The 17,360-nt window shown below is 47.7% G+C and carries 11 protein-coding genes and 1 tRNA gene; 11 read left to right on the forward strand and 1 reads right to left on the reverse strand.

Annotated elements, in window-relative coordinates:
- Window positions 1-821: 821 nt before the first annotated feature.
- The 11 genes from A3GK_RS0108640 (at window position 822) to A3GK_RS0108690 (ending at window position 14,238) form a co-directional block, all read left to right on the forward strand.
- Window positions 822-2,480: a BACON domain-containing protein gene (locus A3GK_RS0108640; protein WP_018029057.1), complete on the forward strand. Its 1,659-nt coding sequence runs from the start codon at window positions 822-824 to the stop codon at window positions 2,478-2,480.
- Window positions 2,481-2,612: 132 nt separating this feature from the next.
- Window positions 2,613-5,381 (forward strand): S8 family serine peptidase, encoded by a 2,769-nt coding sequence (locus A3GK_RS0108645; protein WP_026161817.1) that lies wholly within the window; start codon window positions 2,613-2,615, stop codon window positions 5,379-5,381.
- Window positions 5,382-5,418: 37 nt separating this feature from the next.
- The gene (locus A3GK_RS0108650) at window positions 5,419-6,387 is read left to right on the forward strand and encodes a PorV/PorQ family protein (protein WP_040576091.1); all 969 of its coding nucleotides are present in this window, start codon (window positions 5,419-5,421) and stop codon (window positions 6,385-6,387) included.
- Between the two features lie 139 nt (window positions 6,388-6,526).
- Window positions 6,527-7,216 (forward strand): ABC transporter ATP-binding protein, encoded by a 690-nt coding sequence (locus A3GK_RS0108655; RefSeq protein ID WP_018029060.1) that lies wholly within the window; start codon window positions 6,527-6,529, stop codon window positions 7,214-7,216.
- 5 nt (window positions 7,217-7,221) lie between these two features.
- The gene (locus tag A3GK_RS0108660; protein WP_018029061.1) at window positions 7,222-8,511 is read left to right on the forward strand and encodes an ABC transporter permease; all 1,290 of its coding nucleotides are present in this window, start codon (window positions 7,222-7,224) and stop codon (window positions 8,509-8,511) included.
- Window positions 8,512-8,516: 5 nt separating this feature from the next.
- Window positions 8,517-9,791 carry an ABC transporter permease gene (locus A3GK_RS0108665; RefSeq protein ID WP_021903557.1) on the forward strand — a complete coding sequence of 425 codons (1,275 nt, stop codon included), beginning with the start codon at window positions 8,517-8,519 and terminating at the stop codon, window positions 9,789-9,791.
- 23 nt (window positions 9,792-9,814) lie between these two features.
- On the forward strand, window positions 9,815-10,936 hold the full coding sequence (locus tag A3GK_RS0108670) for an efflux RND transporter periplasmic adaptor subunit (RefSeq protein ID WP_018029063.1): 1,122 nt from the start codon (window positions 9,815-9,817) through the stop codon (window positions 10,934-10,936).
- A gap of 11 nt (window positions 10,937-10,947) precedes the next feature.
- Window positions 10,948-12,333, forward strand: a complete 1,386-nt coding sequence (locus tag A3GK_RS0108675; RefSeq protein ID WP_018029064.1) for a TolC family protein — start codon at window positions 10,948-10,950, stop codon at window positions 12,331-12,333.
- Window positions 12,334-12,554: 221 nt separating this feature from the next.
- Window positions 12,555-12,638 (forward strand) — tRNA-Leu (locus A3GK_RS0108680).
- A 115-nt stretch (window positions 12,639-12,753) separates the two neighbouring features.
- Window positions 12,754-13,575 carry a 3-methyl-2-oxobutanoate hydroxymethyltransferase gene (gene panB / locus A3GK_RS0108685; protein ID WP_018029065.1) on the forward strand — a complete coding sequence of 274 codons (822 nt, stop codon included), beginning with the start codon at window positions 12,754-12,756 and terminating at the stop codon, window positions 13,573-13,575.
- 9 nt (window positions 13,576-13,584) lie between these two features.
- Window positions 13,585-14,238, forward strand: a complete 654-nt coding sequence (locus A3GK_RS0108690; RefSeq protein WP_018029066.1) for a trimeric intracellular cation channel family protein — start codon at window positions 13,585-13,587, stop codon at window positions 14,236-14,238.
- Between the two features lie 247 nt (window positions 14,239-14,485).
- Here A3GK_RS0108690 and A3GK_RS0108695 read toward each other — a convergent pair whose 3' ends face one another.
- Entirely contained in the window at window positions 14,486-16,816 is a 2,331-nt protein-coding gene (locus tag A3GK_RS0108695) for a carboxypeptidase-like regulatory domain-containing protein (RefSeq protein ID WP_018029067.1), read from the reverse strand.
- Window positions 16,817-17,360 lie beyond the last annotated feature (544 nt).

Consider the following 17,360-nt stretch of genomic DNA (forward strand, 5'->3'; position numbering starts at 1 on the left):
ATTTGTTGTAGCCCCTGTGTCGGAGGGCGTAGCCCGAACGACCAGGGGAAGCAATAATTCACGTATATATTCGACCCCTTGCGGGTCGGACAATAAGGTCTAGGGCATCAAAATTAATCCTTGAATAGGTTGTCCGACCCACAAGGGGTCGTAAATTTTGGCTGCCTTCTTTACCCCCATTCATCGGCTCTACGAGCCTCGAATGGGGGCTACGACAAATCGGACCTCCTCGCGGAGGTCCTTACCCATCGACTCTCTGATGAATGTCTCGTGATAAGACCTTTCTAATGTTTAACCCATGGTGCTATTATCAGGCACACACATTATATTATATATATAGGGGTATTTATCTTCGTAGAGTCTCTTGTGTGTATGGGTTACAAATTAGAATAGTCTTACTGAGTTGCATCCACCGGATAGTCTATAAGTAATGACCTCCCACGAGGGGGAGGTCATTCACGATAAGACCTTTCTAATGCTTAACCCATGGTGCTATTATCAGGCACACACATTATATATATAGGAGTATTCATCTTCGTTCACCCTCTATTGTGAAATATCTAAGAGTTCCTAAGTGCTAAACTATTAAATTGCAATGTGGAGTTTTAAAATACCAAATTAGTATTAATTTCCTTTAGAATTATTTGGTGAATCAATATGTTTTACCTACATTTGTTGAGCAAGATACTAAGTACCTAGAGTCGTCATATATGTGTTGCGATGACTTGATAATGAAAGGAATGCTTAGCTACTAGCAAAAAACGAGTATTACTAATGTGCTGAGCAATCAGTGCGAATTTTTAACTATTTTATCAAAAACTATGAAACAGATTAACTACCTGGCCGCTTTGGCGGTAACGTTGCTGATCGGGATGTTAACATCCTGTGCGCCTAAGGATGATGGACCAGAAGAGGCAACTTTGTCACTCTCTGCTACTTCTGTCACTATTCCTAATGCTGGTGGCGAAGCCCAAGCTATCACTGTAACCACTAATCAAGTTAAGTGGAATGCTATTTCCAATGCTGATTGGATCAAGACCACCGTTTCTGGTAATAGCCTACAGATCGTGGCTATGCCTAATGAGGCTGGAAAGGACCGTGCCGCTCAAGTACTGGTAGTAGCTGGTTCAACTAGCGAAAAGGTAGAGGTAATACAAACTGCTGCTGACATTTCTTTGGAAGTTTCTCCTGAGACCATCGTTGTGCCTAATTCAGGTGCAAGCAAGCTGATCAGCGTGAAGAGCAATTCTGGTGCGTGGACACTAGATATTGATGAGGCTGCTCAGGCTTGGATCAAGCAGAATGTATTCAATGATATGATTGAGCTGGAGATCGCTGCTAATGATGGCGAACCTCGTGAGGCTAAGCTCTATGCTAAGAGTGGCACCTTGCAAAAGGAGATCACCGTACAGCAGGCAGGTAAGGGTGCAGGGTTCCATACTCCACTCCTCACTAATAGCTACCCAACTCAGTATCAATTGCTTTCATATGAAAAAGAGCAAGGATCCTTCCTTATGAGCTACTCAGCACCAAGTGCAGGATTGCCAAGTTGGGGTATTCCACCAAGTGGTGCTATGTACGAATTTGTTACAAGTTGTGAATTCTTGCCTACCTTAACCTATATCTTCAATTACGAAGGCTCTTATCTTGAGACGATTCAATATGTTAGTACTTTGAGTTTTGAGAAGTTCAAAGAAACTGGGTACATTGAGTTCGTAGAGAAAGATCTAGGCTATACTCTTGACAAGTCTGGTGAAATCTATAAGGGCACGAAGGAAGTAACTGATCCAAAGGGCAATGTACTTAAGTACAAGTTGCTTATAGGTGAAGCAAAGGGCAAGGCAGCTGTCGTATTCCAAATGCCAACACCTCCAGATCCAGAGCAACCAAAGGCTTATCCTACTTACGGCGAAGTGCCTCTTGATAATATGTTAGTTCATGTTGCTACCCCAACAAAGGTGGGTTGGAAGATTGATGATGTTAAAAAATATGAGGCAGAAAATAATGGCACTCTAGAGGCCGAGAAAAAAGATCCAAAAGACAATATTAAATATGCTAGCTTTAATGTTAAGTCAACTCTTCCATTGATGCATCAGTATTGGTTTGTAAGTTCAGAGGACAAGGGTCGTGATAGCCAGATAGGTCAACTGGATGCCCTCGGTCAATTGGATGCTGACTTCAATCGTGTATTCTGGAAGGAGGAAACGAAGGGAAGTTATTACCTAACTAAGGAATTCAAAGAATTGATGGAGAAGAATGGCTACGAATTCGTTGCTTTCCAAACTCCTTATCATTGGTTCCAAAAGGATGACAGAGTAGTTGGGGTAAGCGTACAGAACTATAAAGACTTTAACGATGGTAAGGATGTTATCAGAGTTCAGGCTTATGTTGACGCAGAAGCTTCTTCAATGGAGAAGTATCTACTACACAAAGATAGAAGTGCTATGATTTATAGGCATTTCGTTGAAAGACCTATGTAATTTTGTGGTCTGCCTTTAGATTAAAAGGATTCAAGATTACTTGTTAAACTTAGTGCCCCACTTTTTATGGTATGTGAGATTATACAGACCTAAGGAGTGGGGCCTTTAAATAATCAAAATTAAGACTTACAGATGAAAAGATACATTTGGTTGTTATCATCGCTTATTATCCTTTTTGCAGGTTGTAAGAATGATAGAGTGATGCATCAAGAGGATGTTTCTGAACAAGCTACCGAACAAGGCTTAAGGACAGAAGCTTCTGAGAACTTGTTAATTTATGGCAAACCACTTCCAGGGAAAGTGGTCATCAAGGTTTCTAGGGAGTTGCAAGGTGAAATGGAAATCTCTAGGATGGGTGACATTCAAATGAATAACGTCCCCACGCCACTTGGCACCGCATTGAATAGGCTCCAAGCCTCTAAAATGGAGCGTCTATTCCGTGTAGACCCTCGTTTTGAAGAGCGCAAAAAGCGAGAGGGCTTGGACCTCTGGTATGAGGTGACCATAGATAAAGATATGGATATGGTGATGGCACTCCAGACCATGAGTGAAGTGACTGGAGTTGACGTGGTGGAGTACGAGCCTGAGGCCATGATGTTGAGCGATCACACCAATCCTATTTTTGATATGCTAGGATTTAGAGACCGAAGCTCAAAAATGCCATTTAATGATCCACTACTGAGCCAGCAGTGGCACTACAATAATACAGGTAGTATGGGCAGAAGTGTTATGGGTGCTGATATCAACCTTTTCCGCGCTTGGGAGATCACTACAGGAACCCCAAATGTGATTGTCTGCGTAGAGGATGGTGGTGTGGATATCACCCATAAGGATATCAAGGATAATCTCTGGATTAACGAAGCCGAGCTCAATGGAGAAGAGGGCGTTGATGATGATGGCAATGGATACATAGACGACGTTTATGGCTACAACTTTGCTGATAACAAAGGTGGCGCCCCTGTTCCAGATGCTGACTTCCATGGAACTCACGTGGCGGGTACCGTAGCAGCACGCAATAATAATGGTATTGGTGTCTGCGGTGTCGCTGGTGGTGACGGTACGCCAAATTCTGGTGTAAGGATTATGAGTACTGGTGTATTCTCTGGTAAGAGAGGGCAAGGTGGTTTTGCAAAGGCGTTTGTCTATGCTGCTGATAATGGGGCAGTCATCTCCCAGAACTCTTGGGGAAACCAAGCTCCAGGAAGAACTCCAGGCTCCTACCGTGATGCGATAGATTACTTTATCAAGTATGCTGGCTGTGACAATGATGGTAACCAGCTAGCTGACTCTCCAATGAAGGGGGGCGTGGTCATCATTGCTTCTGGAAATAGCAACTCAGAAGAGCGCTATGCTCCAGGTGAATATGGTCCCGCCATTGCAGTCAATGCAATGGGTCCAGATTTTACTAAAGCTGGTTATTCTAACTATGGTACGTGGACAGATATTACTGCCCCTGGTGGTGACCAAAGTAAGTTTGGCACAAAGGGAGGCGTCTTAAGTACGGTCAATGCTGATAATTATGATTGGTACAATGGTACCTCTATGGCGTGTCCTCACGTTTCTGGTGTAGCTGCTCTAGTGGTTTCACACAGAGGAGGCCCTGGCTTTACTGCCGCTCAATTGGAGCAATATCTACTAGCAGGTACTCATGATATTGATATGTATAATCCAGGGTATGAAGGCAAGTTGGGGGCTGGCTATATTGATGCCTACCTAGCACTCACCTTGGAGAATAAGAATAAGGCACCTGAGGCACCAAAGTTCTTGCCTGAAAAGTCTAAGGAGAATGACTTCTTAAGTGCTACTATCTACTGGCAAGTGCCTAAGGATGCTGATGATGGAGCTCCATCGAAGTATGAGCTTTATATCTCTGAGAAACCGCTGGATAAGAGTAATTACACCAAAGGAAGGCGTATTGGCAATCAGTCAGGCTTTGTGAGTGGTATGAATAAAGAGGCGGGTGAAGAGATGAGTTTTGATGTGTTTGGTCTAAAGCACAGCACTACCTATTACTTTGCTATTGTGGCGATAGACCGTTGGGGGTTGAAGAGTGCACCAGCCTTTATGGAGACCAAAACAAAAGTCAATAACCCTCCTGTGATTACCAATGTGCCTAAAGAGCCTATCACGGTATTTGATATCAAAGGTAAGGCTGAATATACACTAATGGTGAATGAGCCTGATGGACAGAAATGGGATGTTGTTTTTGAAGGCGAAACTTCAGGTGTAAGTCTGCGTAAGACTGATGAGGGGATCAAGGTAAGCATACGTCCAGTATTGGCACAGGGTGATTACACCTTTACGGTTGTCGTTACGGATGAATTGGGTACCTCTGGTTCCTTTGAGATTCCATTCCGCGTGATCAATGTGAAGGCTCCTGAACTGATTGAGAAGCTACCTAACACCTTGGTAGGTGTGGAGAATGATCCTCTGACGCTTGATATTAGCAAGGTCTTTAAGCCACAAGAGCTACTAGAATTTAGCTATAAGGTGAGCTCTAGCAATGGCTCTGTAGCCACTGCTGTGGTGGAGGGTTCTAAGCTGACTATCAAGGCGTTCCAGCCAGGTAAAACTACCATCACCATCACGGTATCCAACGGATATTATGAGACCCGTACTAGCTTTGAGGTATCGGTGACTAAGAACTTGGATAACGAAGTGTATGCAGTGTGGCCTCTTCCAATGAAGGAGAAGCTGAACCTATGGGTTAATCCTAAGAGCAATAAGCCAGTGATCACTATCTACACCATGACGGGTGAGAAGGTGATGGATAAGGCATTGCTCGTAGACCACGAAGGAATGTCGAGTGTGAAGGTGAAGAACCTAGCTCCTGGTACCTACAGAATCCGTGTCACTGGCACTGGAAAGAAGCCATTTGAGCAAGTGGTGCAGAAGAGATAACCCCGTTAAGTGGACTTAATTTAGAATTATGAACGTTATGAATACAAAGCCAATCATCGGGGCACTCTTCGCCCTTGCACTATCTATATGTTCGGGAGTCTCAATGCAGGCTCAGCAAAGCCGTGGATTGTCTTTCCTTGAGACCCAAACGGATGCTCGTGCAGCAGCTATGGGAAATGTTACCTTGACTAAAACCGATCGTAACTATCTCTACACCAACCCAGCTTCGATCTTTAATGGAGATACGAAGCTAACCGTCTCGGCCACTGGATTGATGTTCAAGACGCAGGAGAATGAGTTTGTAGAAGGAAAACTAGGCTTCGGTGCAGCATCTGTAGGGTATCGCTTTTTGGATCGCCATGTGATCTATGCTGGTTTTAGATACCAAGGTGGTATGAAGATCAAGGGCAACACTAATGATCAATGGGGTTATAGCAGAAAGAGCTATACTCCATTTGATTGGGCTGTGGATATGGGCTATGCCTTTAAGTTTAATAAGATGTTTGCAGCTTATGCCACAGGTAGCTTTATCCAAAGCTATACTGGACGTGTAGCCTATGCTGGAGCCTTTAGTGTCGGTGCCAACTGTTTGATCCCTATCTCTGCTAAGAGTGATATCAACGTGGGTGCTAGAGTAGCGGACTTTGGTGCACCTATCAACTATGCCAAGAATGAGTCGTATGCTCTGCCAACCAATATGCAGGTGACAGCAGACTATGGTCTTACTATCAGCGAAAACCATAAGCTACGTGCTGTAGTAGGGGGTAAGTATTACTTCCTGCCATATAAAGCACAAGTATTCCAGACCAATGTGGGTGCTGAGTATACGCTCTTCAATATCGCAAGTCTGCGTGCTGGCTATCAATATGGTAGCAAGGAGACGAGCCTTTGGAGTGTAGGTGCTGGTGTAGCTCTTTATGGTGCAAAGCTAGACTTTGGTTACCTTAAGTCGCTGAGTGACTTCGGGGCTGATAGACTGGTCCTCTCCTTGTCATTTGACTATTGATCTAAGAACTCTTTATCGCAACAAGAGCGTATAGGAGATTTCTCTTATACGCTCTTGTCGTCTCTTTTTGGAGGAGGAAGGTTGGTAGTTTGGGAAATATTATGGTACATTTGTGAAGTCCTAATGACACTAATATATTATGAATAGAGGTAGCAAGGCTATCATTGATGTACGGGGTCTTCACAAAACGTATCCAGGCTCTCAGCCGTTGCATGTGCTGAAAGGGGTGGATATGAGCGTCTATGATGGGGAGATGGTGGCATTGATGGGTGCCAGTGGTAGCGGCAAGAGTACGTTACTTAATATCTTAGGGATTCTCGATGAATACGACCAAGGGAGCTATCACCTAGATGGTCAATTGATCCAAAACCTTTCGGAAGAAGCCGCTGCTGAGATGAGGGGCCGTAAGATTGGCTTCGTCTTTCAGAGCTTTAATCTGATCTCGTTTAAGACGGCGGTGGAGAACGTGGCATTGCCCCTCTACTATCAAGGGGTTCCACAACGGGAGCGTATGCAGCTGGCGGAGGAGTATCTTGATCGGGTAGGCCTGCTTCAGTGGAAAGATCACCTGCCTAATGAGCTCTCGGGCGGTCAAAAGCAGAGGGTCTCTATGGCGAGAGCCCTTATCACAAAGCCCTCAATATTGCTGGCCGATGAGCCGACTGGTGCCCTTGATAGTAAGACAACGGTGGAGGTGATGGATCTGCTGAAGGAGATCAATCGAGACCAAGGGCTGACGATGCTGATCGTGACACACGAGCCAGGAGTGGCTGAGGCGTGTGAGCGAACCATACATATTAAGGATGGGCTGATTGTAGGGGAGGACTGAGTGCGATGATTGCTTATCTACAAGAATTAGCCAACTCCCTCCGGAATAATAAGCTCAGGACCTTCCTGACTGGCTTCTCTATTGCTTGGGGAATCATTATCCTCGTGGTGATGCTGGGAGCTGGTAAGGGGGTGGAGAATGGTATCCGCACAATGGTCAGTGCCGTAGGTGCCGACCAAGTGAAGATGGGGGTTTACTTCAATCAGACACAGACGGCGTACGGTGGCTATCAAGAGGGGCGACAGCTATTCATCACTCGCAATCAATTGGATTACCTTAGGGAGGTGTTTAGTGATCGGGTGACTTTAATGGAGCCTGAGTTTTCTTTCTTCTCTAATGGGAGTACCTCCTTTGCTTCTCAAATGCTGCAAATACGGACCATTGGTTGGCCGGAGCAAAGTTTCGGCAAGTTGGAGTTGCGAGCAGGTCGGCTCTTTACGCCTCAAGAGCATAATGAGCAGGAGCGGGTAGTGCTCATCTCGGATGGGCTAGTATCGAAGCTATTTGCCTCGGGCGTGGATCCTATAGGCGAACTTTTTACGGTGTTTGGAGCTACCTACCGGATCGTAGGGGTGGTTAAGTCGCCTTCGCCCTTCTTCGGAACCGCCTTTATACCACTGAATACATTTGAAGGAATCCGGCCCAATGACTTTGTGCAGATCAAGAGTTTGGCGGTCTTCCCTAAGGCTGGTCAGGCAAAGGAGAGCGAGAAACTGGCTGAGGAACTCGCCAGAGTAGCCCACCAAATCACTAGGTCCGACCCTTCAGACACTTGGTCTATTTATGTGGATAATAGTAGCGATCAGGCTAAGACGATGGATATGATCTTCCTCAGTCTGCAGGTGCTTCTCTGGGTTATGGGGATTGGTAGCCTGAGTATCGGTACCATCGGAGTCTCCAATATCATGCATGTGACGGTGCAGGAGCGTATGAGAGAGATCGGTATTCGTAAGGCGATTGGTGCTAAGCCTCGGGATATCCTAAGGCTAGTGCTAGGGGAGAGCCTGCTCCTCTCTATGGTCGCTGGAGTGGTTGGGCTATTCCTGGGGATAGGCATCGTGAAGCTCTTGGATTACCTTGCAATGGTCAATAAGTGGGGACAGCAGGAGATCCCTGTAGGCTTCTCAGCCGATGATGTGATGGTCCTTAGGCTATTCGAAAACCCCGAGGTGAATATGGGGGTAGCCATCGGGGCACTGATTGTGCTGGTGGTGGTCGGTGTGGTGGCTGGCTATGGTCCAGCCAAGAAAGCGATCAAGATACCGGCGGTAGTGGCGATGCGTGATATGAAATAGGAGCTATGGGAATACTATTGAATAAAGAACTCTGGACCGAGATGCTCTACACCCTCAAACGCAATAAGCGTAGGAGTGTGGTCACTTCCCTTGGCGTCTTTGCGGGGATGTTTTTCTTTACCATCCTTACCAGTCTGAGCACAGGGTTGCGCAACTCTGCCTTTGGGATGCTCGAAGGGGTGAGTAGCGATGTGATTTATATTATCCCTGGTCGTACCACAAAGCCGTATCAAGGGTACAAGGCCAATCGTCCTGTACAGACCACCTATCGCGACTATCTCAATATCAAGAGCCAGTCTCGTATGCTCCAGGAAGTGGGGGCATTGACCAGTTTTGGTGTGAAAGATGCTTGGTCCAGTGTGCCGATACATGCCAATAATAAAAGTCTCTCGGCCAATGCTTATGGAGTGACGCCCAATCATTTTCAGGTGGCTGATGAGATGGTGGCACTGTATGGGCGAGTCCTGACTCCACAGGAGCTGGAGTCGGGTGCCCCTCTATGTATGGTGGGGCGTGAATTGGCGAAGCGCTTTTACGATAACATTGAGGAGATGATAGGCACCTACATCACGATTAATGGGGTGCCCTTCAAGGTGGTTGGGGTCACGCAGCCACTAGTGGATAATTTCTCGATTGGCAATATGGGATTGGAAGGGATTATGCTACCTTTTACGCTTGCTGTGGGCAATCAATTTGATAAGGAGATCAGTGTCTATGCAGTGCCCAAAGCTGGTTATAGCGAGGAGGACGTGCGTCGGGAGGTCTTTGAGATCCTTGCCCGCCGTCAGCAGCTCGACCCTACCGATACTGGGGCGATCATACCGATGAGTATGCAGTTGGTGACCAATATCTTTCAGATGATCGCTTCGGGCATCAATGTACTGGTCTGGATTGTGGGGATGGGTACGCTGATTACAGGTGTGATTAGTGTGAGTAATATCCTACTGGTGACGGTGCGAGAGCGACAGAGGGAGATCGGTGTTCGCCGTGCGATTGGTGCCAAGCCGAGGGATATCCGCAAGCAATTTATGTCGGAAGCGATCTTTATTATCGTAGTGGCAGGTGCACTTGGTATCTTACTCGGTTTGCTGGGGGCACTCGCTATTGGGGCAATAACGGAGCATACGGTGGTGGGTAATTACGTCACGCGACCTTATCCAAGTTTGGGACTACTGATACTTTCGGTGGTGATTATGGTGGTATCGGGTGTATTGGCAGGGCTATTGCCCGTCTACAAGGCACTACAGATCAAGGCTATTGATGCAATTAGAGATGAATAAAAATCAAAAACAATAGAGATATTATGGGCAGAGAGAAGAAGAGTAAAGGCATCGGTCGGTGGCTCCTATGGGGGCTAGTAGCTATCGCAGTGATAGCCATTGTGGCGACGGTGCTAGTGAAAGGTCAGCCAAAGGGAGCTAGCTATCAATTGGTCACTCCTACCGCTGGTGATACAGTGGTGCTCAGCACGGTGCTGACAGGGTCTATTGAGGCACGTGATGAGGTGAAGGTAAAGCCGGAGATGAATGGGATCGTCTCGGAACTGCTTCACTTGCCGGGCGACTATGTGGAGGCTGGCGACTTGGTGGCACGCCTTAGCATTGTGCCTGATGTGGCGAATATCCAGAATGCTGCTTCGCGGGTGGAGAGTGCACGTGTGCGTCTGAAGCAGTTGGAGGAGGTATTGAAGCGCGACGAGCTCCTCTATGAACAGCAGATTCTCCCCAAGGAGAAGCTGGAGGCAAGTCAGGCTAATTATAAGAATGCGGAGATTGACCTCAATATCGCTGAGGAGACCCTCCAACTCGTTTCTACTGGTTCGAGCTCTAGCACTGCGAAGAAAAATAATACGATGGTGCGTGCGACGGTGAGTGGTACCATCCTAGAGCAACCGGTGAAGGTGGGGAATACGGTGATCCAAGCCAATGCCTTTAATGAAGGTACCACCATTATCTCTATTGCCGACCTCAAGGATCTGCTCTTTGTGGGTGAGGTAAATGAAAGCGATGTGAATAAGGTGAAGGTGGGCGCCGAGGTGCAGATCCATGTCGGTGCCATCAAGGGGCATACCTATCACGCTACTATAGAGTATGTATCGCCTAAGGGGGTGGATAAGAATGGTACCATCCTATTTGAGGTGAAGGCGGCACTCGACTCAACGGATATTGAGGATATCAAGGTGGGCTTTAGCTCCAATGCCGAGGTGGTACTCGCCAAGAGCGAAGGGGTGATGACCATCCCAGAGAGTGCAGTGGTCTATCGTGGCGACCAAACCTTTGTGATGGTCTCTAAGAAAGGGGGAAGTAAGGAGGAGGACTTTACGGAGCAAGAGGTGAAGCTCGGTATCTCTGATGGTCTGAAGGTAGAGGTGAAGAGTGGGCTGACGGGTAAGGAGCAGCTCCGAGGTAACCCAGTCACTAAATAAGGTGGAGTGATATGAAGAAGATTTGGATATTCATTGCCTTGCTCCCATGCGTGGCACTCTCTGTGCAGGCTCAGAAACCTGCAAAGACGGAGCTAACTCGTGTGGAGATGTCGCTCACGGAGTGTGTAGCATTTGCCCAAGAGAATAGCCCGCTACTTCTGCCAGTTCCTCAGAAACTAGAGGGGCTGGAGATCAATTATAGTGCGGCTCAGCAAGCCTTTCTGCCTAGTCTCAATGCCTCTGTGGGTCAGAACTTCTCTTTCGGTCGTTCGCAAGCTCGTGACATGAGTTTTACCGATAACTCAAGTGCCAATACCAGTTTTTCACTTAGTGCCGACCTCCCCATCTTCAGCGGTGGTCAGCGGTGGTATCAACTGCAAAAGGCAAAGGAGGCCCGGCAGAATGCCGATTATATTGTCCGTGATGTGGAGGATCAAATCGCACTGCAGGTGACACAGAGCTATATTCAGCTACTACTCGCCAAGGCTTTGGTTACGACCGCCAAGGATAACCTTTCTCTCACCGAGAAGTCCTACGAGCAAATCAAGCAGCAGGTAGAGGTGGGGCGAGCTGCGGAGTCGGATCTGATTGATATCCAAAGTCAGCTAGGGCGTGACCAACTCTCGGTGACGGAGACGGAGGCCGATGTGACCCGTGCCACGCGAATTTTGATGCTGGATATGGGGCTAGACCCCAATAAGGTGGAGGAGGGGGAGCTAGATATCGCTGAGATGTCGCCTGAAGCGGTGGTGGCGAATCTGGAGCAGGCCCATCCGCGATTGATCAATCCTAAGTGGGAGATCCCGGCAACGGCACTCCTCAGAAGTGAGGTGCTTCTCTCGGAGTATGATGTGAAGATCGCGAAGAGTGCTCTATGGCCTTCGCTCTCTCTCGGAGGTGGCTACTCCAATGGTTACTACTATACTTATGGGGAGAAGTACAAGGATATGAATGCCCCTTTTAAGGATCAATTGAAGAATAATGGCCGTTACTTTGTGGGGCTTTCGCTCTCTATCCCGATCTATAACCGTGGGCAGGTGCGTCGACAGATACGGCAGATGCAGCTGCAGACACTCAACCTGCAGAGTCAATTGAAACAGGCACAAATCAATGACGACCGCAATATCATCCTCGCTCGTACCGACTTGGAGAAGGCGGAGGAGCAGTATCGGGTCTCCAAGGAGAATGTAGATCTCTCCAAGCGGGCTTTGGACGTGGCGGATCTGCAGTTCAAGGCTGGTCGTATCAACATCTATGAGTGGGAGCAGGTGAAGACACGCCACCTACAAGCCAAAGCAACCTATCTGCAGTCGATCTATACCCGACTACTCCGCACCATCAACCTCACCTACTTCAATACCGGCGATATCGCCACCACCTTGGCCGAAGGCAAGTAATCACCCCCGCCTGGCGGAGGGTGCCTTATCGGACGAGTCAGACGGTCGTGTCATCATGCCGACCTGTCTGACTCGTCCGATAAAGCCCCATCGATAAGGGCCGGTCCTTCACCCCGACCTGTCCGATAAAGGCACCCTGATAAGTTTCTGTCAATAATCTAGGCTCAGGTATTGTGTAAGTCCATAAAAAGTGATACCTTTGCAGGGCGTATATTAAAAAGGCCCAGATGGCGGAATTGGTAGACGCGTTGGTCTCAAACACCAATGGGGTTACACCTGTACCGGTTCGATCCCGGTTCTGGGCACAAGCAAGTGAGTTACAAGTTGTCTCTGTATCGGTCAGAAGCCGTGCAGCGGGTCACTTGTAACTCTTTTTTTGAGTATTGGGGGAGCGGATCCCTAGAAAGAAGTTTTAGTACGATGGCTAGTTATCTAAGCACGGATAAGAAGAAGATTACTGCTACTCGCTTTATGGCAATGAAGGGAGAGGGCGATAAGATTGCGATGCTCACCGCTTACGACTTTACGATGGCGAGGTTGCTTGATGAGGCTGGAGTGGATGCAATTTTGATCGGGGACTCTGCCAGTAATGTGATGATTGGTAATGCGACCACTCTGCCAATCACTCTGGATCAGATGATTTACCATGCACGCTGTGTGGCTAATGGAGCAAAGCACGCCTTTATTGTGGCAGATATGCCGTTTGGTACGGTACATGGCGACCCTCAGATGGCTCTGGCTGCTGCGGTGCGTATGATGAAGGAGAGTGGCGTGGATGCAGTAAAGGTGGAGGGGGGTCATCAGGTGGCCGACTCTCTAAAGATGATCCTCGATGCAGGCATTCCTGTGGTGGCTCATCTGGGGCTTACCCCTCAGTCGGTGAATAAACTGGGAGGCTATAGTGTCCAGGCCAAGGAGGAGGCAGAAGCTGAGCAGCTGCTTTCGGATGCTCGCCTTGTGGAAGAGCTAGGTTGCTGTGGTCTGGTGCTGGAGAAGATACCGAGTGCTTTGGCAAAACGAGTGACGGAGAGTATCTCTATCCCTACGATTGGCATCGGTGCTGGCAATGAGACAGATGGTCAGGTGCTGGTTTGTACCGATATGCTGGGGATGACTATGGGCTTTAAGCCAAAGTTCCTCCGCCACTTTGCCAATGTGGGAGTACAGATTCAGGAGGCGGTTGCTACTTATTGCCGTGAGGTGAAGGCGCAGACGTTCCCCAATGATAGTGAAAGTTACTAAAACTGCTAGATGGATTCCTTTATACCTTTTGAGTGGCAGGCGTTCCTAAATGAGGATAATATTGTTCTGCTGCTAGACTTTATCGGAACCTTTGCCTTTGCCATCTCTGGTATTCGGCTGGCGATGGGGGAGAATATCGACCTCTTTGGTGCCTATGTCATCGGTATGCTCACAGCAGTGGGTGGCGGTACGATCCGTGACCTATTACTGGGGGTGACGCCTTTTTGGCTTACCACGCCAACCTATGTGATCATCACGCTGATTTCGCTACTGATCGTGGTGGCCTTTAGGAAGCAACTGGTCAAGATGAATGAACAGCTATTCCTCTACGATGCGATAGGGCTCGGCTTCTTTACGATCGTGGGAATGGAGAAGGCACTGATGCTGGGCTTCCCCTTTTGGGTGGCACTCTTTATGGGCGTGTCGACCGGATCTTTTGGCGGACTCCTTCGTGATATCTGTATGAATCAGGTGCCACTGATCTTACGAAAAGATATCTATGCGATGGCGAGTGTGGTCGGAGCAGCGGTCTATGGAATCCTAGACCTGATTGGCGTGCAACATATCGTGGTGCAAGTGGTGAGTGTGATGGTAGTGATCCTCACCAGAGTCCTTTGTGTGAAGTACCACATCTCTCTCCCTGTCCTTAAAGGCCTCGACTAATCCCTCCCTATAAAAATAATAAGCCCGAGCAGTCATCTGACTGCTCGGGCTTATTGTTTTCAACAGGGGAAAGTCTCAGATCAAGTTGTCCGACCTCCCACAAGGGGAGGTCGTGGGGTGGGTAGGAGATTGTCGTATTCCCCCGGTCGTTCGGGGCTTTCGCCCCCCCCCTCCCTTACGACCCCTTGTGGGTCGGACAAATCCATAACCTAGACAAGAGGTGAGGGGTTGCGCACTTATTAAAAGATTAATCTTGAACCTTTACTACGCTGTTGTTGCTATCGTAGTTCTTGAGTCCCCTTCTCATTCGATTCACACGCTTGCCAAAGTCAAGATTCCAGACTACCCCGAGGGTGAGCATATTACCATTCTCTGGAATCTTCACATAGGACTTAAGTGGATTTACCTTGGAGTGGTTGGTAGTCCTATAGGTATCCCCCTCCTTAATTCCCACGTATAGCATCTGAGCATAGAGGGTCCAATTAGTTTTATTCCACATCAAGGTCAAGCCCTTATTGTCACCTGATAGTTGCTCTGTTTCGTTATAGAGCGTCCTTCCCGCTTTCGTATAATAGCCAGCAAAGACCAGCTCCTTGTACACTACCTGTGCCGAGATATCCCAGTAGAGGCTATTGAGGTGAAGCGGATGATTCCCTACGTTACTCTCATACCGCTTGTAGCCTACTGTGGTGTAGAGCGAGAGGAAGTTCATCAGATTGCTAAAGTTGACTTTCCATTCGGCTCCATACTGTCGATTGTACAGCCCATTGTCGGACTGAAACAAGAAGTACTCCTCTTCGGGAAGATAGGTGACACGGGTGTACAGCGGATGGGTGGTGTGATTGTAGCTTAGGGCTAGATTGGTATTGAACTTATCCTTGCGATAATTCATATTGAGGCGATTGGTAAAGGCGTAGCTCGACTTCAATTCACTATTCCCTGTAAATACAGTCAGTCGGTCAAACCTCTGCTTGACACTGGATAGCTGAGCTAATGAGGGGAGGAAGGGGATGAAATTGCTATTGAGGGAAAAGGAGAGGCGATTATTGGGATTGTAGTAGAATCCCAAGCTGCTCTGATTTTTGAAGTACTTCTTACTCTTCTCTTTACTTTCAACATAAAAGAACTTCAACCCACTCCCCAAGCTATACTGAACTTTTGGATTGAGCCGCCCAGAGATTTGAGCATAAAGATAGGTGTTATTCTGATGCAGTTCGTCAAGATAACTACTCGGCGAGAGGTACTCATTTGTGGTGAATGCATATCTATTTTGCAGACCAGTGGTGAGGTACACCTTTGGGTGCAACGACTTTTGATACATCACTTCGCCAATTAACGATTTGTACTTACTTTCTACGGGGTTGGAGATCTTGGCCACCTCTGCTCCATTCCTGGTGTCCACCAAATCTCTGTCGTTTCTACCTGTGGATAGTGTGCCTAATAGGTTGGCTTCCAGCTTCGATCCATCTCCAAATTGGTGCTGATAAAATAGGTCTAGTGCTGGCAAGTAGCCTCTATATTTGCTTTTTGAGGCTCTATGATAGGGATCTTTATCGGTCTCAATTATCTGACCTCTGATATTGTTGTACTGTCGGGCAAAAGAATTGCGCCAAGTGGCACTAAATTGGCTCACTTTGCTAGGCTGATAGAGGTAGGTGAAGTTCAGGTCGTTTGTAAAATAGCCAAATGGGCTCGCCTCCCCCTGAAGGAGCCGTGTGATTTCCTTGGAGTCAGCAATAAACTTCTCCTCACTATCTCTTTGCCACTTAGGGTAGTTGCGATAAGCAGTGTTGTAATCAATTGAGAAGTCCGACTTCCCTTGGTGGTAGCTAGCACTCGCACTACCATTGACAAATCCTACCCAGAGGGCACTCTGCAGGTGACTCCTCACAGAGCCTCCATCGGTTCGCTCCTTTAGGATCACATCTATAATACCTCCAAAATCTTGGTCCAATTCGCGCATCGTAGGCATATCGGAGTAATCGACTCTAAGGATAGATTCGGGTTTGAGGTTACGCACTTCAGCAACCGACCGAGGGACGCCATTGATTTTCCATTGAATCGGTTTGCCATTAATGGAAGCATTCTTATTGACCTGATCCACCGAAAGCCCCGTTAGTCCTAGATTATGGAGTAGCGTCATAAAGTCGTGGCTCCCTCTGATCTGTAACTTCTCGGGGAAAACCAATTGGCGATTGTACTGGCGAAGAGAGCCGGTGACCGTCACCTCGCCCAATTGCTTACTATCCTCTACCAGATAGAGATCTCCAAGGGAGATGCTTCCCTTGCCACCCTCAATCTGCACGGAAATCGGGACATGTCCTACAAAGCTTATCTCCAAGCGACTTTCTTTGCTCTGATTGCCGGTGACCGTGAAGTCTCCCTTCTCGTCAGTCGTTGTCCCAGAAATAGTGGTTCCCTCAAGGTCTAGTAGCCGTACCGAAGCTCCGATGACTGCGGTAGAATCTCTTGAGAAGAGTAAACGCCCCGAGATTTTCACCTCATTAGCCAATAAGGTGGTGGCTCCAAAGCATAGGAATATAGTCAGGGTCAGGAATCTAGTTAAGTTCTTTTCCATTACGTTCCGATTAATAGTGTTGTTCTTCAGTACAGCATTTCCGTAAAGATAGCCAAATTTCTTGAAACTATTCCCATTAAATCTAAAGAAAAGAGAGGTTGCACTTCTAGATGCCCCCACCACCACCCCACGACCTTCCCTCGTGGAGGTCGAACAACCGAATCTAAGACTTATCACTCCCTCTCAATGTGTCTACCAGGGGTTACGCATTAGAAAGTTCTTACCGTATACTTTTAACAGGGTGTCTATAAGTAGAGACTGTTGCACGAAGGCGATCTGCTGCGTTGCTTTCGGAATTCGGGCCTCGGTCACGTACGTAAGTACGCTCCCTTCGTCCTCATCCTCAGCGCCTTGCATCTCATCCTTCGTGCAAAGTCTCAGCACATTTGAAGCAAATGTGCGAGAATGGCACTTTGTGCAACATTCTCAAGTAAGGACCTCGGCAGAGGTCCGTGCTAAATAGGCACAGGTCAAGGTACGCAGTGCCGAAGACCTGTGTATAGATAGGTGTACAATACCCTTGCGACCCCGGCCGAGGGGTGGG

It is taken from the genome of Porphyromonas somerae DSM 23386 (genome assembly GCF_000372405.1).
Lineage (GTDB): Bacteria > Bacteroidota > Bacteroidia > Bacteroidales > Porphyromonadaceae > Porphyromonas_A > Porphyromonas_A somerae.

Coding starts and splice junctions, on each gene's coding strand:
- A3GK_RS0108640 (WP_018029057.1), top strand. CDS start 822: ATGAAACAGATTAACTACCTGGCCGCTTTGGCGGTAACGTTGCTGATC.
- A3GK_RS0108645 (WP_026161817.1), top strand. CDS start 2,613: ATGAAAAGATACATTTGGTTGTTATCATCGCTTATTATCCTTTTTGCA.
- A3GK_RS0108650 (WP_040576091.1), top strand. CDS start 5,419: ATGAATACAAAGCCAATCATCGGGGCACTCTTCGCCCTTGCACTATCT.
- A3GK_RS0108655 (WP_018029060.1), top strand. CDS start 6,527: ATGAATAGAGGTAGCAAGGCTATCATTGATGTACGGGGTCTTCACAAA.
- A3GK_RS0108660 (WP_018029061.1), top strand. CDS start 7,222: ATGATTGCTTATCTACAAGAATTAGCCAACTCCCTCCGGAATAATAAG.
- A3GK_RS0108665 (WP_021903557.1), top strand. CDS start 8,517: ATGGGAATACTATTGAATAAAGAACTCTGGACCGAGATGCTCTACACC.
- A3GK_RS0108670 (WP_018029063.1), top strand. CDS start 9,815: ATGGGCAGAGAGAAGAAGAGTAAAGGCATCGGTCGGTGGCTCCTATGG.
- A3GK_RS0108675 (WP_018029064.1), top strand. CDS start 10,948: ATGAAGAAGATTTGGATATTCATTGCCTTGCTCCCATGCGTGGCACTC.
- panB (WP_018029065.1), top strand. CDS start 12,754: ATGGCTAGTTATCTAAGCACGGATAAGAAGAAGATTACTGCTACTCGC.
- A3GK_RS0108690 (WP_018029066.1), top strand. CDS start 13,585: ATGGATTCCTTTATACCTTTTGAGTGGCAGGCGTTCCTAAATGAGGAT.
- A3GK_RS0108695 (WP_018029067.1), bottom strand. CDS start 16,816: ATGGAAAAGAACTTAACTAGATTCCTGACCCTGACTATATTCCTATGC.